The organism is Streptomyces iconiensis (genome assembly GCF_028657195.3).
Taxonomy (GTDB): Bacteria; Actinomycetota; Actinomycetes; order Streptomycetales; family Streptomycetaceae; genus Streptomyces; species Streptomyces iconiensis.
Genome location: NZ_JANCPR020000003.1, coordinates 184482 through 198350, shown reverse-complemented (window position 1 = coordinate 198350; position 13869 = coordinate 184482). Strand labels below are relative to the sequence as shown.

The window sequence follows — 13869 nt, the reverse complement described above, 5'->3', positions numbered from 1 at the left end:
GCGTCCGCGTGAGCCGCTTGCGCATCACCCTGCTCGGCCCGCTCGAAGTGGCCGGTGACCAGGGAGAACTGTATGTGCCCCAGGGGCGCGCCCGCGCCCTTCTCGCGGTACTGGCACTGCGGCCCGGCAGGACCGTGCCCACGGCGCAGATCGTCACGGCGCTCTGGGACGGCGAACCTCCGGCGTCGGCGCACGCCGGTCTGAGCGCGTACGCCGCGCGGCTGAACGCCGCGCTGGACCCCCGGGGCACGGGCCGCCGCCTCGTCCAGGAGACAGAAGACGGCTATGTGCTGTCGGGCCGCGACGTCGAGGTCGACGCCGACACTTTCCGCTGGCTCCTCGCCCAGGCGGCCGGGGCGCGCGAACAGGACGCCGAGCGTGGCCTGTTGGACCGCGCGCTGGAGCTGTGGCGCGGCGCACCGCTGTCGGGGGTCGACAGCGGTGCGCTGCACCGCACCGTGGTCCCCTCCCTGCACGAGGAGCGGCTGCGTGCCGCGCACCGCCGCCTGGACCTCGACCTGCGCCCCGGGCCACCGGCGCCGGTGCGTACCGCACCCCCCGGTTGCCAACTCCCGCCGCCAGCCGATCCGTTGGGCGGGCGACCGGGTGGGCCGCCGGACGGCGGCGGCACCCTTGACGAGGCCCTGGACACCCTGTTCGCCACCGGCCAGGGGACGGCACGGCGCGACATCGTGGTCCTGCACGGCGCCTCAGGTACGGGCAAGACCGCGCTCGCGCTGCGCTGGGCACGCCGGGCGCGGCCCCTCTTCCCCGACGGCACGTTCTTCGTCGATCTGTGCGGTCAGGGGCCGGGCGCCGCGCTCCCGAGCACCGTGACCGGCACGCTGCTGGGCGCGCTGGGCCTGGGCCAGGAGCACCTTCCGCTGGGCGCCGGCGCACGCCGCTCCCTGCTGCGTACGGCCTGCGCCGGACGCCGCCTCCTGCTCGTACTGGACGACGCCGCCTCGGCAGCACAGGTGCGCTGCGTGCTGCCGGGACCTGGCACCCGCGTCCTGGTCACCAGCCGCCGCCCGCTGCACGGCCTGCCCGGCGGCGCGAGCGCCCAGCTGCACCTCCACGGCCCGGCCGGCGCCGCCACCTTCGCGGTGCCCGGCGGGTGTCGTACGCGTCACGCACCGCTGGCCTGATCCGCCTCGGGGCCCATGTCGTATGGTCAAAAGGACGGCCGTCACAGAACCGAGGAGCGCACGTGAGCCAGCAGTCCGCCGAAACGTTGCTGACCGGGGTCCGGAACTTCCGTGACGTGGGCGGGCTCCCCACCGTCGACGGCCGGAAGGTGCGGCAGGGTGTGCTCTTCCGCAGCGGCCACCTCGCCCATGCGACGACGGAGGACTCGGCGTTCCTCGCCGGTCTCGGCCTCCATACGGTCTTCGACTTCCGCAACGCGGCCGACCAGGCCATGGAGGGCCCGGATGTCGCACTCCCCGGCGTGCGCAACCTCAACATCCCGCTCACGGACCCGGCGGACGGCGCCGAGTTCTGGAAGATGGTCCGCGACGGCGAGCTGGACCAGCTCCGCGCGCTCCTCGGCGACGGCCTCGCAGCCGAGCGCATGACGACCTCGTACCGCACCATGATCAAGGCCCGTACGGCGGAGCACGGCCGCATCCTGCACGCGCTCGCCGAGGACAGCGTCCCGGCACTCATGCACTGCGCGGCGGGCAAGGACCGCGCCGGGCTGTCGATAGCGATCACGCTGCTGGCGCTCGGTGTCGAGCGGGAGGCGATCGAGGCCGACTACCTCCAGTCGAACCAGCCGCACAGGCGGTACAAGGTGCACCGCAGTGAGAAGTCCAGCGCCGGGATGTCCCCCGAGGTCATGGAGCTGCTCGCGCCGCTCTTCGACGCCCGCGCCACCTACCTCGGCGCCGCGTTCGCCACCATCGAGGAGACCTGGGGCAGCATCGACACCTATCTCACCGAGGGTCTGAAGCTCAGCGCGGCGACGCTCACCCGCCTCCGGTCGCGCATGCTGGAGGACTGACCCCCGGACGGCAGCGGCGTCGGGAGAGCCGGTTCAGCGGTGCGCGACCGCCTGCTTGACCAGGGTGCGGCCGAACTCCCACATGAGGCCGCCGCCCGCGTGTGCGTCATCCATGACCTGCTCGAACGCGGTCACGAACCGCTCGACCTCCGCCTCCCCCACCACCAGGGGAGGAATCAGCTTGATGACCTCCAGATGGTCGCCCGACACCTGCGTCAGGATCCGGTGCCGCTGCAGCAGCGGCACCACCACCATCTGCGCGAACAGGCCCTTGCGTGCCGCCTGGAGCATCGTCCACCGGCTCCGCAGGCCCAGTGACCGCGGCTTGCCGAACTCGATACCGATCATGAGGCCGCGCCCGCGCACCGCGTGCAGCAGCTCGTACTTGTCGACAAGTGCCCCGAGCCGCTTGCGCAGCAGGTCGCCGACGTGGCGCGCGTTCTCGGTGATCCGCTCGTCGTCCATCACGGCGAGGGTCGCCAGTCCGGCGGCCATGGCCTGCGCGTTGGAGCCGAAGCTCGCTGAATGGACGAGCACGCGGTCCATCGAGGAGTAGACCTTCTTGAAGATCCAGTCCTTGCCGAGGGTGGCACCTACCGGAACATAGCCGCCAGAAAGCGACTTGGCCACGCACACGAGGTCGGGGTCCACGCCTTCCTCGTGCTGGTAGGCGAAGAAGTCGCCGGTACGCCCGAGCCCGGTCTGCACCTCGTCGGCGATCAGCAGCGCCCCGTGCTTGTGCAGCAGCTCACCGGCGGCGCGCAGATAGCCGGGCGGCGACTCGTGCACGCCCTTGCCCTGGATGGGTTCGACGACCAGCGCGGCGACGTCGCCCCGCTTCAACTCCCGCTCCAGCGCGCCGAGATCGCCGAGCGGAACGGCCGTGTCGGGCAGCAGCGGCGCGAAGCCGTCGCGGAACCCGTCCTCCCCGTTGACGGAGAGCGAGCCCGTGGTCAGCCCGTGGAAGGCGTGGTCGCAGTACAGGACCCTCGGTCTGCCCGTGGCGTACCGCGCGAACTTGAGCGCGGTCTCGACGGCCTCGGTGCCGCTGTTGCCGAAGAAGACACGGTCGAGGCCCGGCGCGTACGACAGGAGCCGCTCGGCCAGCAGGCCAGGCAGCGGCTGGCAGTCGAACCTGGTGAGGTCGGCGAGCTGCGCGTCGAGAACGTCGTGCAGCGCCTGCCGTACGACGGGGTGGTGGCGGCCGAGGCCCATGACGCCGAACCCGGCGAGCATGTCGAGATAGTCGTTGCCCTCGGCGTCGTAGAAGTAGGCGCCCTCGGCCCGCTCGTAGACCTTGTCGAAGCCGAGCGTGCGCAGCATGCGCGGGAGTTGGTGGTTGAGGTGCCGCGTGTGCAGCTCGTAGCGTTCGCCGCCCCGGTCGGCCAGCAGTTTCGCCAGGTCGAAACCGGCGGATCCGGTGGTCACGCCATGCTCCCTTCGTTCGCGCGCGCCCCGCGTTCCCAGCGTGCGCGCTGTGCTCGCTCGCGTTCGTCCCGCCGGGCCAGCTCCTCACCGACACGTGCGGCGACCTCGACCGGGGTGAGCCCGGCCTCGGCGAGGATCTCGTCGCGCTTGCCGTGCGCCAGGAAGCGCTGGGGCAGCCCGAGGGAGCACAGCGGTACGTCGGACCCCGCGTCACGCAGCGCCTCGGCGACGGCCGAACCGACGCCGCCCGTACGGCCGTTGTCCTCGATGACGGCGACCAGGCCGTGCCGCTCGGCCAGGGGCGGCAGTTCGGGGTCGACGGGCTTGACCCAGCGCGGGTCGACGACGGTCGCGGTGATGCCGCGTTCGGCCAGGAGTGCCGCCGCCTCCAGGCATACGCTCGCCATCGTGCCGACGGCGACCAGCAGCGCGTCCCCTCCGGGCCTGTCGCCCCCAGAGGCGCCGTTCTGCTCCGGCCGACCCTCCCTGAGCACGTCCATCCCGCCGACGCGGCGCACCGCCTCGACGGGTTCACCCACGGTGGCCTTGGGCAGCCGCAGCACGGTGGGCGCGTCGTCCACCTCCAGTGCCTCGCGCAGCTCCGCGCGCAGCCGCTCCGCGTCGCGGGGTGCCGCGATGCGCAGCCCGGGAACGACCTGCAGCACGGACAGGTCCCACATACCGTGGTGCGAGGGCCCGTCGGGCCCGGTGACCCCCGCCCTGTCCAGCACGAACGTGACCCCGCACCTGTGCAGCGCGACATCCATGAGGAGCTGGTCGAAGGCGCGGTTGAGGAAGGTGGCGTAGAGGGCCACGACGGGATGCAGCCCGCCGGTGGCCATCCCGGCGGCGGAGACGGCGGCATGCTGTTCGGCGATGCCGACGTCATGGACGCGGTCCGGGTACGCCTCGGCGAACCCGGCGAGCCCCACAGGGTGCAGCATCGCGGCCGTGACGGCCACGACGTCCGGCCGTTCGGCGCCGACGCGCACCATCTCGGCCCCGAAGACCGAGGTCCACGACTGCCCGCCCGGCCGCTCGACGGGCTCACCCGTGCCCGGGTCGATGCGTACGACGGTGTGGAAGTGGTCGGTCTCGTCGGCGAGCGCCGGCTCGTAGCCGCGCCCCTTCTCGGTGAGGCAGTGCACGAGGACGGGCCCGCCGAAGCGTTTGGCCCGCCGCAGGGCCGACTCCACGGCGGCGATGTCGTGCCCGTCGATGGGCCCCACGTACTTCAGACCCAGGTCCTCGAACATGCCCTGCGGCGCGAAGGCGTCCTTGAAGCCCTTCTTGGCGCCGTGCAGCGACTCGTAGAGCGGCTTGCCGACCACGGGCGTGTGCTGGAGCACGCCCTTGCCCCAGGCCAGCACCCGCTCGTACTCGTTGGTGGTGCGCAGCGTGGCCAGGTGGTTGGCCAGGCCACCGATGGTGGGCGAATAGGAGCGCTCGTTGTCGTTGACCACGATGACGAGCGGGCGGTCCTTGGCCGCCGCGATGTTGTTCAGCGCCTCCCAGGCCATACCACCGGTGAGCGCGCCGTCACCGATGACGGCGACGACGGCCCGGTCCGCGTACTCGCCCCCGCGCACCTCGTTGGCCTTGGCCAGGCCGTCGGCCCAACCCAGAACCGTGGAGGCGTGCGAGTTCTCGATGACGTCGTGGTCGGACTCCTCACGCGAGGGGTAGCCGGAGAGGCCGCCCTTCGCACGCAGCTTGGAGAAGTCCTGCCGCCCCGTCAGCAGCTTGTGCACATACGACTGGTGTCCCGTGTCCCACAGGACACGGTCGGCCGGCGAGTCGAAGACCCGGTGCAGGGCGATGGTCAGTTCGACCACGCCCAGGTTGGGGCCGAGATGGCCGCCGGTGCGGGACACCGCGTGAATCAGGAACTGGCGGATCTCCTCGGCGAGTTCCTCCAGGTCGTCCTCGGACAGCGCGTCCAGATCGCGTGGTCCGTCGATGGACTCCAGCAAGGACATGGTCGGCCCCCCTGCTCTCCGAATGCTCCGGTGGTGGTCCGGATGGGTGTGATGGCTGGGTGTGCGCGTGGCTGTGCGCACCGGCTACCGGTTGCCGCCGACCGTCTCGCGCGCAGCGCGCAGGGATTCCTTGAGGGAGCCCATGGTGGCCAGGACGGCGGTGGGCTCGTATCCGCAGTGCGCCATGCAGTTGGCGCAGCGCGGGTCCTTGCCGCGGCCGTACTTGTCCCAGTCGGTCTCCTCGACCAGTTCCTTGTACGTGGGTACGTAGCCGTCGCTCATCAGGTAGCAGGGGCGTTGCCAGCCGAAGAGTGAGTAGTTCGGAATGGCCCAGGCCGTGCACGGGAAGTCGGCCTTGCCCTCCAGGAAATCGAGGAAGAGCGGGCTGTGGTTGAGCCTCCAGCGGGACCTGTTGCCCCCGGCGAACGCCTTCTTGAACAGTTCCCTGGTCTGCTCGACGCCAAGGAAGTGCTCCTGGTCGGGCGCCTTCTCGTAGGCATAGGCGGGCGAGATCATCATCTCGTCCACCTTCAGGTCGTCGTTGAGGTAGTTGAGCACCTCGACGATCGTCTGCGGGGTGTCGGTGTTGAAGAAGGTCGAGTTGGTGGTGACCCGGAAGCCGCGCCGCTTGGCCTCCTTCATCGCCTCAACCGCCTCGTCGAAAACGCCCTCCTTGGCCACGGATTCGTCGTGCCGCTCGCGCAGTCCGTCGATGTGCACGGCGAAGGCAAAGTAGGGAGAAGGCGTGAACTGATCCATCTTCTTACGCATCAGCATCGCGTTGGTGCACAGGAACACATACTTCTTCTTCGCCACCAACTGCCGCACGATCTCCCCGATCTGCGGGTGCATCAGCGGCTCGCCACCGGCGATGGAGACCATCGGGGCGCCGGACTCCAGCACAGCGCCCACTGCCTGGGCCACGGGCATGCGCTGCTTGAGCACACCGGCCGGATGCTGGATCTTTCCGCAGCCCTCGCACTTGAGATTGCAGGCGAAGAGCGGTTCCAGCTCGACGATGAGCGGAAACTTCTCACGCTTACGGAGCTTCTGCTGAAAGAGATAGGAACCAATACGGACGGTCTGGCGGAGTGGCATGGCCATTTCTCGCTCACCTCCAGGGGAGCAGCAAGGATCGGTGCCATTCGAGGAATGCGGGCAGGACACCGCGAAGAACACGGAATGCTGATATTCCACCTCGCAGTGTCCCAATTCGAATCAGTTCGTGTCCGGGAGCATCCACCACCACCCGTACGGCCGCAACCGGACGCCGTGCCGTGCCCGCTGCGGCAGTGGCGAGAGTGGCGGCCGATTCCATGTCGGCGGCGAGTGCCCCCGTCGCGTGCAGTGAACCCCTCTCGGAGCCCCGCACGACGTGATCGGTGCCCGCGAGCGGGCCTGTGTGGACGGTACGGCTCGGGGCGAGCCCGGTGAGTGCGGCGGCGAGCAGTTCCGCACCCGTGCAGGGGACACGCCCTTCGGGGCCACGGGTCTCGTCGGCGACCACGAGGTCACCCGGCCGCATACCGGGCGCGAGCCCGGCGCAGAAGCCGGTGGCCAGGACGGCCGTTCCGCCGGGCACGGACTCGCCGTCGAGCGCGCCGGTCAGTGCCCGGCGTGCCGCCTGGGGGCCCATGCCGCTGCGGAGCAGCCGGATGTCCTCCGTCCCGGTGACGGTGCCCGGGCGCCCCAGGCCGCGGCGCAGCGCGGCGTGCTCGATTCCGAGCGCGCACGCGATCAGCAGCGGGCCTGGGGCGCTCGGGCCTTCCATCAGGCGGCCCGCCCGAGGCGACCGAGGCCGTCCCCGTGGAGATAGCGGCCCAGCGCCGTGACGGGGAAGACCATCCGGTACAGGTGGTAGTTGATCGAGAAGTCCCAGGGGAAGCCGGTTCCCGTGAAGAACGGCTCGTCCCAGTAGCCGTCCTCACGCTGGGTCTCGGCCAGCCAGCTGATGCCGCGTTCGACGGCCTTGCTCTCCTTCTCACCCGCCGCGAGCAGCGCCATCAGCGCCCAGCCGGTCTGCGAGGCCGTGGAGGTGCCGTTGGCGACCCACTCGGCGTCGATGTAGGAGCGCAGGTCCTCGCCCCAGCCGCCGTCGTCGTTCTGAACGCTCTCCAGCCAGGTCACCGCCCGGCGCACGGCGGGGTGCGAGGCGGGCAGCCCCGCGGCGATGAGCGCGGGGAGCACGGACCCTGTCCCGTAGAGGTAGTTGACGCCCCAGCGGCCGAACCAGGCGCCGTTCGCCTCCTGTTCGGCCAGGAGCCAGGCGAGGGACTTGCGGGCCCGCGGGTCGTGCTGCTGCCCTTCGGCAGCCAGCATCTCCAGGACGTGCCCTGTGACGTCGGCCGAGGGCGGGTCGATGACCTCGCCGAAGTCGCAGAACGGCAGCCGGTTGGGGAACTTGCTGGTGTTGTCGATGTCGAAGGCGCCCCAGGCGCCCTCGCTGGACTGCATTCCCAGGTTCCAGCGCACGGCACGGCCGATGGCTCTGTCGACGCGCTCGGGGTCCGGGTGGTCGATACGGCGCAGCGCGAGGGCGACCTCTGCCGTGTCGTCGATGTCCGGGTAGTTGTCGTTGTGGAACTCGAACGCCCAGCCCCCCGGCGGCAGTTGCGGACGGCGCACGGACCAGTCGCCGGGCCGTACGATCTGTTCGCCGAGCATCCAGTCGGCGGCCTTGACCAGCGCGGGGTGGTCGTGAGGCAGCCCGGCGTCCACGAGCGCGATGGCGGCGAGGCAGGTGTCCCATACGGGGGACTGGCACGCCTCCACCATCCGCGTCTCCTCGTCGGGCCAGACGGCGAAGCGGTCGAGGGAGGCGAGTCCCGCCTTCATCACGGGGTGTTCGAGGTCGTAGCCGAGCAGCCTGAGCGCGATCAGCGAGTAGACGGCGGGGGGTTGGATGCCGCCCCAGCAGCCGTCGTTCTCCTGGCGCTCGATGATCCAGCGTGACGCGTCCTTGAGCGCGGCGCGGCGCAACGGCCGTACGGCGACCTTGCGATAGGCGTGCAGGGCGCGGTCGAGCCGCTGGAAGGCGCCGTCCCAGCTGGCGACGGGCACCTTGCGGGCCGGCGGCATCGGCCGGGCGGGATCGCGGTGCAGTTCGTCGATCCTGAACGGCGCGGGGTGCACGGGACGCAGGGCCGAGACGACCGTGAGCGGCACGATGGTCTGCCGGGCCCAGCAGCCGAAGTCGTAGATGTTGAGCGGGAACCACTTGGGGAGGTAGATGACCTCCGGCGGCATCTCCGGCAGGTCCTCCCAGCGCCACCAGCCGAACATCGCCAGCCAGATACGGGTGAAGACCCTGCTGCGCGCGACACCGCCGTGCTCGCGCACCCACGCGGACGCCTCGGCCATGTGCGGCGCCGCGGGATCGTCGCCCGCCAGCCGGAGCGCGACGTACGCCTCGATGGTGGCGGACAGGTCGCCAGGGCCGCCGTGGAAGGTGGCCCAGGTACGGTCCTCGCGCTGCTGGGACCGGATGAAGCGGGCCGCGGCCCGCAGGGTCCTCTCATCACGAATGCCGAGGAACTCGCGCAGCAGCAAGTCCTCGGCATCCATGGTGACGTTGGTTTCCAGGTCGCCCTTCCACCAGCCCGCCTCGTCCTGGCGGGCCAGCAGGTGGTCGACGGCGCGGGCCGTGGTCCGCTCCGCGAGAGCGGTCAGACTCTCCCGTCCTGGCGGCGCAGGCGGAGGGGGAGAGTCACGCTCCGTGGGCTTCGTTTCGGAGACGCCGGGTCCAGCGGGTCCGTCCGTCGTGGCTGTCATCGCCTCTCCTTCCGAAGTGTCCGAAGTGATCGGATCTAAGCGGCTTGCCAAGAATGTCACCTCTGTCGTACGACGACGAAGTCGGCCAGTGCGGCGAGTTGCTCCCGCACCCTGCCCGGCATGTCGACGGAGTCGAGCGCAGCCAGGGCCGTCGTGTGCTGCCGCTGAGCCTCCTGCGACGTCCACTCCCTGCCACCGGCCTGCTCGATCAGCGCCGCACGCTCGGCGAATTCGGCCTCGTCGAAGTCTTCGAACTCTGCCTGGCTCTTCTTCGCGTCGGCTGCCATCAGCTTGGCGAGCCGGGTGGCGGCTTCGCCCTGGGCACCGAGCGCGGCGGCAACGGGCAGTGACTTCTTGCGCTGCCGCAGGTCGCTCCAGGTCTGCTTGCCCGTGCTCTCCGGATCGCCCCAGATGCCGAGCAGGTCGTCCACCGCCTGGAAGGCGAGCCCCAGGTGGTGACCGTAGGACGCCAGCGCGTCGGCCGTACGGTCGTCGGCCCCGCCGAGCACGGCACCGATGGAGGCGGCACAGGCAAGCAGCGCCCCGGTCTTGTTGCCCTCCATGTCCAGGCACTCCTCGACCGTGACGACATCACGGTGCTCGTAGGAGATGTCCTGCGCCTGGCCGTCGATGAGCCTGCGGGTCGCCAGCGTCAGCCGCCGCGTCGCGCGGCCGGCCTCGGGCGTGCCCAGCTCCAGCAGTATCTCGCCGGCCAGCGCGAAGAGGGCGTCGCCGACGAGGATGGCCTGCGCGGGCCCGTGCACTTTCCACACGGTGTCACGGTGCCTGCGCTGCTCGTCCCCGTCCATGAGGTCGTCGTGCAGCAGGGAGAAGTTGTGCACCAGCTCCACGGCAACGGCCCCGGGTACGCCGGTCTCCGGCACGGCGCCGGCCGCCTCGGCCGACAGCAGCGCGAGCGCGGGCCGCACGGCCTTGCCGCCGTCGCCCGACGAGGGGCGGCCGTCGGTGTCGATCCAGCCGAAGTGGTAGGCAGCGACGGTGTCCATGGGGGACGCCAGTCTGTCCACGGCGGCACGCAGCACGGGAGTCGTGAGCGTACGCCCACGCTCCAGCAGCTCCCGCACGCTCTGGGTGTCGACTGCCTCGCCGGGCTCGTTGTCGAGGCGTTGCTTCGCCGGGGTCACAGGGTCTCCTCTGTGCGGTGCTGTCTTGCTGGCCGAACTCGCTGCGTCAATGGTGCTCATGGGCCATTCCTTCGATGCCGGGGACCGGGTCCTGCTCATACGGACGGCCCAACGCGACGAGAGCCTCGCGCGCGGCTGTCGCTCCGCTGCGTACAGCGCTTTCCATGGTCGCCGGCCACCCCGTCGCGGTCCACGCGCCCGCGAGGAAGACACCGGGCGCCGAGGTGCGTGCTCCCGGGCGCAGACGGCCGACGCCGGGAGACGGTGTGAACGTGGCGGTGCGCTCCCTGGTGACGAAGAAGTCCCGCACACCGGCGCCGCGCGCCGCGGGCAACAGCCGCTCCAGCTCAGGGAGATAGCGCTCGCGGAGCGTGGCGACCGGCAGGTCGATCTCCTCGTGCGCCACCGACTGGGAGAGCGCCAGATACTGCCCCTCCCCGGTCATCCCGGAGGCGGACGTACGGTCGAACACCCACTGGACGGGGGTGCCGATCGCGGTGAAGAAGGGGCGCCGCAGCACCTTGCGGTCGTAGATCACGTGAACATTGAGGATCGGCGAGGTGCCGATGTCCAGCAGTTTGCCGGGATCGGCCAGCGCACCGTCGGGCAGCAGCCCGTGCGCCTCGCGCTGCGGTACGGCCAGCACGACGGTGCCGGCGTCCAGCTCTTCGGCTTCTCCCGGACCCTGACCTACCGTCACACGCCATCCGCCGCCCTCTCCCGCGGGGACGACGGAGCGCGCACGGGTACGCAGCAGCGTGCGCACCCCGGCCTTCTCCAGCGCGGCCCGCGCCAGGACGTCGTGGATGTCGCCGAGCGGTACGTGGGCCCAGCCGATGTCGGCCGCGCCGGGGTCGGACAGCAGCCCCGTCTTGAAGACCATGGCGGCCAGGCCCATGGACGCCTCGGGCGCGCGGGCGTTGAGGGTCGCCGTACCCACCAGGTCCCACAGCGCCTCGACGGTGCGCCGCGACTGTCCGTGCCGGTGCAGCCAGGTGCCGAAGTCGACGCCGTCCAGCGCGGGATCGGCCGGGTCCAGCCCCTTGAGCGCCAGCGCGGCACGGCCGACCGAGGCACGCTGGGCGACCGAGAGGTGCGGATAGGTCGCGAGGCTGGCCGCCAGGTGAAGGGGCACGGGAAGTTCGGTGCGCCGCAGCCGGCCGAGCCGGGGCCGCTCGCGGCCGACGTCCAGTACGGGTACGTCGAGGCGCTCCTGGAGCGGCGCGAGTCCCGCGGCACCGACCCGCTCAAGGAACCAGCTGTAGGCGGTGCAGCAGCGCAGATAGACGTGCTGGCCGTTGTCGACGGTCAGCTCGCCGGCCGGCGAATCCCTGGGGAAGGAGAAGGCGAGCCCACCGAGCCGGGGGCGGGTCTCGATGAGCGTGGTCTCCATGCCGGCCTCGGCGAGCCGCAGCGCCGCCGTCGTCCCCGCGAGACCGCCGCCGAGCACCACAGCGCGCCGGGACCTCGCCGGACGCTCACCGGACCACACATCGTCGGCCGTCATGCGCGCTCCTCCCCTGGATCCTGCAGTTCCGTGTGGTCCGTGACCGCTGGGACGCCTCCCCCGCGTGCCGGGTTGCCCGGTGACCCGGCATCAGGCGCTCCGCCGGGACGCCTGCCGTGACACCAGCCTCGCGTCGAAGCCGGAGAGCCCGCGCACCGCGACGAACGCTTTCTCCCGCCCGGGCAGCGAGACCCTGCCGCGCAGAACGGCGCCCGGGTCGGCGGAGATACGGTCCAGCAGGCGGTGGTAGATCCCGGCCATGGCGGCGACACATGCCCCTGAGCGTCGGTCGAGCATCGGCAACAAGCGGTACCCCTCTGCGAACAGCGCACGGGCACGCCTCACTTCGAAGTGAACCAGTCCCGTGAAGTCGGCGCCGGTGGGAACCGTATCGCTGAGAAAGCCGGCGGAGCACCCGAATTTGTCGAGATCCTCCGCAGGAAGGTATGTACGCCCGTTGTCCGCGTCTTCCCTGACGTCGCGGAGAATATTGGTGAGTTGGAGCGCCAGCCCCAGAGTATCGGCGTACTCGGCGGCGCGGGCGGCGTCACGCGCGCCGGGTACCGTGCCGAAGACGCCGAGGGAGAGCCGTCCGATCGCGCCCGCCACACAGCGGCAGTACGCCTTCAGGTCCTCCCAGGTCTCGTACGTGGCTCCGTGCACGTCCATCAGCACGCCGTCGATCAGCTCGTCGAGACCGCCGAGCGGCAGAGGGAACTGCTGTGCGGCATGACTGAGCGCGACGGCGACCGGGTCGGTGTCGTCCCAGGAGACACCACCCTCCCTGATACGCGAGAGCAGCTGGCGTGTCTCCTCCAGCCGCTCTTCCTTCGCCGTCTGCTCCAGCGCCCCGTCACCGATGTCGTCCACCCGCCGGGAAAAGGCGTAGAGCGCCGACATCGCCTGCCGTTTGGCCGCCGGCAGAAGTCTGATGCCGTACGCGAAGTTACGGGCCTGCTGTCCTGTGACGGCCTCGCAGTACTGGTAGGCGGCGGCCACTTGCGGGGGCGGCGTCTGCCGCGCGGACCTGGATCCGGCTCTGCCTTTCTCCATGGTTGCCCGTCACCCCTCTTTTCGCAGGCTCGTCCAGGATTCCCGCAGTACGCCGAGTGTGCCCGCCCGGGGAGTCCCCGCCAGTACGTCGTACCGCGCCGCCCTGATGGCCGCAGCCGCGGCCCGCCCGCCGCCGGTGAACCCGGCGAGCAGCAGCCGCAGCCTGCCGCGCACGCTGCGCACGAGCGGCGTCCCCTCGTCCAGCAGGGCCAGCGCGCGCTCGGTCTCGTAGGCGATCAGAGCGCGTACGGAGGCGTTCGCCGTGGATGCCTTGAGGTCGGCCTCGGCGACCCGGAAGCGGTCCATGTCCTCGGCCGGGAGATAGATACGACCCCTGCCGAGATCCTCCGCGACGTCCTGGAGGTGCTCGATGATCTGGAGTCCCGTGCAGACGGCGTCGGAGCGGCGCAGCCGCTCGGGGGTCGCTGTGCCGGTGATGGCGAGGACGAGGCGGCCCACGGGGTTGGCCGACAGCTCGCAGTACGCGGCGAGTTCGGCGTAGGTGGCGTACCTGCGCACCTTCTGGTCCTGCCGGTTGGCCTCGATCAGGGCGAGAAAAGAGTCGGGCGTCAGCGCGCAGCGGCGAACGGTCGGGACGAGGGCGCGCAGCAGGGGGTGGCCCGGCTCGGGGCCCGCGCGCGCGAAGACACGGCGTACGTCGGCCTCGAAGGCGTCGAGCATGGCCAGGGGGTCGTCCGCCTGGTCGGTGGGGAGGCCCAGATAGGTCGCGTGGGCCTCGCCCGAGGCGATGTCGCTGTCGCCGATGTCGTCGACGAGGCGGGCGAATCCGTAGACGGCCATCAGGTCGTCCCGCCATTCGCGAGGGAGGAAGCGGGGTGCCACCGGGAAGTTCTCGCGCTTGGCCTTGGAGAGCACGGCGCGCGCGTGCGCGTCCTCCTCCGCGGTCACCACGTGCTGCCCATGGCCATTGCCGTCACATCTCCGTTTCTACACCGCTATGAATGAACAGCCTATTTCGGA

11 protein-coding genes are annotated in these 13869 nt (G+C 70.9%); 2 read left to right on the top strand and 9 right to left on the bottom strand.

Going from position 1 to position 13869, the window contains the following annotated elements:
- The first annotated feature begins 8 nt into the window (after positions 1 to 8).
- The gene (locus NMN56_RS03850; protein WP_274045237.1) at positions 9 to 1148 is read left to right on the top strand and encodes an AfsR/SARP family transcriptional regulator; all 1140 of its coding nucleotides are present in this window, start codon (positions 9 to 11) and stop codon (positions 1146 to 1148) included.
- Positions 1149 to 1210: 62 nt separating this feature from the next.
- Complete coding sequence (locus NMN56_RS03845) at positions 1211 to 2005, top strand: tyrosine-protein phosphatase (RefSeq protein ID WP_274045238.1); 795 nt, start codon at positions 1211 to 1213, stop codon at positions 2003 to 2005.
- Positions 2006 to 2038: 33 nt separating this feature from the next.
- On the opposite strand, the gene NMN56_RS03840 is transcribed toward NMN56_RS03845, so the two are convergent.
- The 9 genes from NMN56_RS03840 to hpnC all read right to left on the bottom strand — a co-directional run bounded on the left by NMN56_RS03840 (position 2039) and on the right by hpnC (position 13800).
- Entirely contained in the window at positions 2039 to 3433 is a 1395-nt protein-coding gene (locus NMN56_RS03840; RefSeq protein ID WP_274045239.1) for an aspartate aminotransferase family protein, read from the bottom strand.
- Positions 3430 to 5412 carry a 1-deoxy-D-xylulose-5-phosphate synthase gene (gene dxs, locus NMN56_RS03835; protein WP_274045241.1) on the bottom strand — a complete coding sequence of 661 codons (1983 nt, stop codon included), beginning with the start codon at positions 5410 to 5412 and terminating at the stop codon, positions 3430 to 3432. Before dxs ends, NMN56_RS03840 begins: the two co-directional genes overlap by 4 nt.
- An 84-nt stretch (positions 5413 to 5496) precedes the next feature.
- Positions 5497 to 6516: an adenosyl-hopene transferase HpnH gene (gene hpnH, locus NMN56_RS03830; protein ID WP_274045242.1), complete on the bottom strand. Its 1020-nt coding sequence runs from the start codon at positions 6514 to 6516 to the stop codon at positions 5497 to 5499.
- A gap of 7 nt (positions 6517 to 6523) precedes the next feature.
- A complete protein-coding gene (locus tag NMN56_RS03825; protein ID WP_274045243.1) occupies positions 6524 to 7183 on the bottom strand; it encodes a phosphorylase family protein in 660 nt (219 codons plus the stop codon).
- Positions 7183 to 9183, bottom strand: coding sequence for a squalene--hopene cyclase (gene shc / locus NMN56_RS03820; RefSeq protein ID WP_274045244.1), 2001 nt, complete (start codon positions 9181 to 9183; stop codon positions 7183 to 7185). Before shc ends, NMN56_RS03825 begins: the two co-directional genes overlap by 1 nt.
- A gap of 56 nt (positions 9184 to 9239) precedes the next feature.
- Positions 9240 to 10388 (bottom strand): polyprenyl synthetase family protein, encoded by a 1149-nt coding sequence (locus NMN56_RS03815; RefSeq protein WP_274045245.1) that lies wholly within the window; start codon positions 10386 to 10388, stop codon positions 9240 to 9242.
- Positions 10375 to 11835: a hydroxysqualene dehydroxylase HpnE gene (gene hpnE / locus NMN56_RS03810; RefSeq protein ID WP_274045246.1), complete on the bottom strand. Its 1461-nt coding sequence runs from the start codon at positions 11833 to 11835 to the stop codon at positions 10375 to 10377. Before hpnE ends, NMN56_RS03815 begins: the two co-directional genes overlap by 14 nt.
- 90 nt (positions 11836 to 11925) lie before the next feature.
- Positions 11926 to 12888: a presqualene diphosphate synthase HpnD gene (gene hpnD, locus NMN56_RS03805; RefSeq protein ID WP_274045248.1), complete on the bottom strand. Its 963-nt coding sequence runs from the start codon at positions 12886 to 12888 to the stop codon at positions 11926 to 11928.
- A gap of 9 nt (positions 12889 to 12897) precedes the next feature.
- Positions 12898 to 13800, bottom strand: coding sequence for a squalene synthase HpnC (gene hpnC, locus NMN56_RS03800; RefSeq protein ID WP_274045249.1), 903 nt, complete (start codon positions 13798 to 13800; stop codon positions 12898 to 12900).
- Positions 13801 to 13869: the final 69 nt, after the last annotated feature.

Bases quoted from the DNA above. Each gene is read 5' to 3' on its own strand.
- dxs (WP_274045241.1), bottom strand. From the start codon at position 5,412: ATGTCCTTGCTGGAGTCCATCGACGGACCACGCGATCTGGACGCGCTG.
- NMN56_RS03825 (WP_274045243.1), bottom strand. From the start codon at position 7,183: ATGGAAGGCCCGAGCGCCCCAGGCCCGCTGCTGATCGCGTGCGCGCTC.
- NMN56_RS03815 (WP_274045245.1), bottom strand. From the start codon at position 10,388: ATGAGCACCATTGACGCAGCGAGTTCGGCCAGCAAGACAGCACCGCAC.
- hpnD (WP_274045248.1), bottom strand. From the start codon at position 12,888: ATGGAGAAAGGCAGAGCCGGATCCAGGTCCGCGCGGCAGACGCCGCCC.
- hpnH (WP_274045242.1), bottom strand. From the start codon at position 6,516: ATGGCCATGCCACTCCGCCAGACCGTCCGTATTGGTTCCTATCTCTTT.
- hpnE (WP_274045246.1), bottom strand. From the start codon at position 11,835: ATGACGGCCGACGATGTGTGGTCCGGTGAGCGTCCGGCGAGGTCCCGG.
- shc (WP_274045244.1), bottom strand. From the start codon at position 9,183: ATGACAGCCACGACGGACGGACCCGCTGGACCCGGCGTCTCCGAAACG.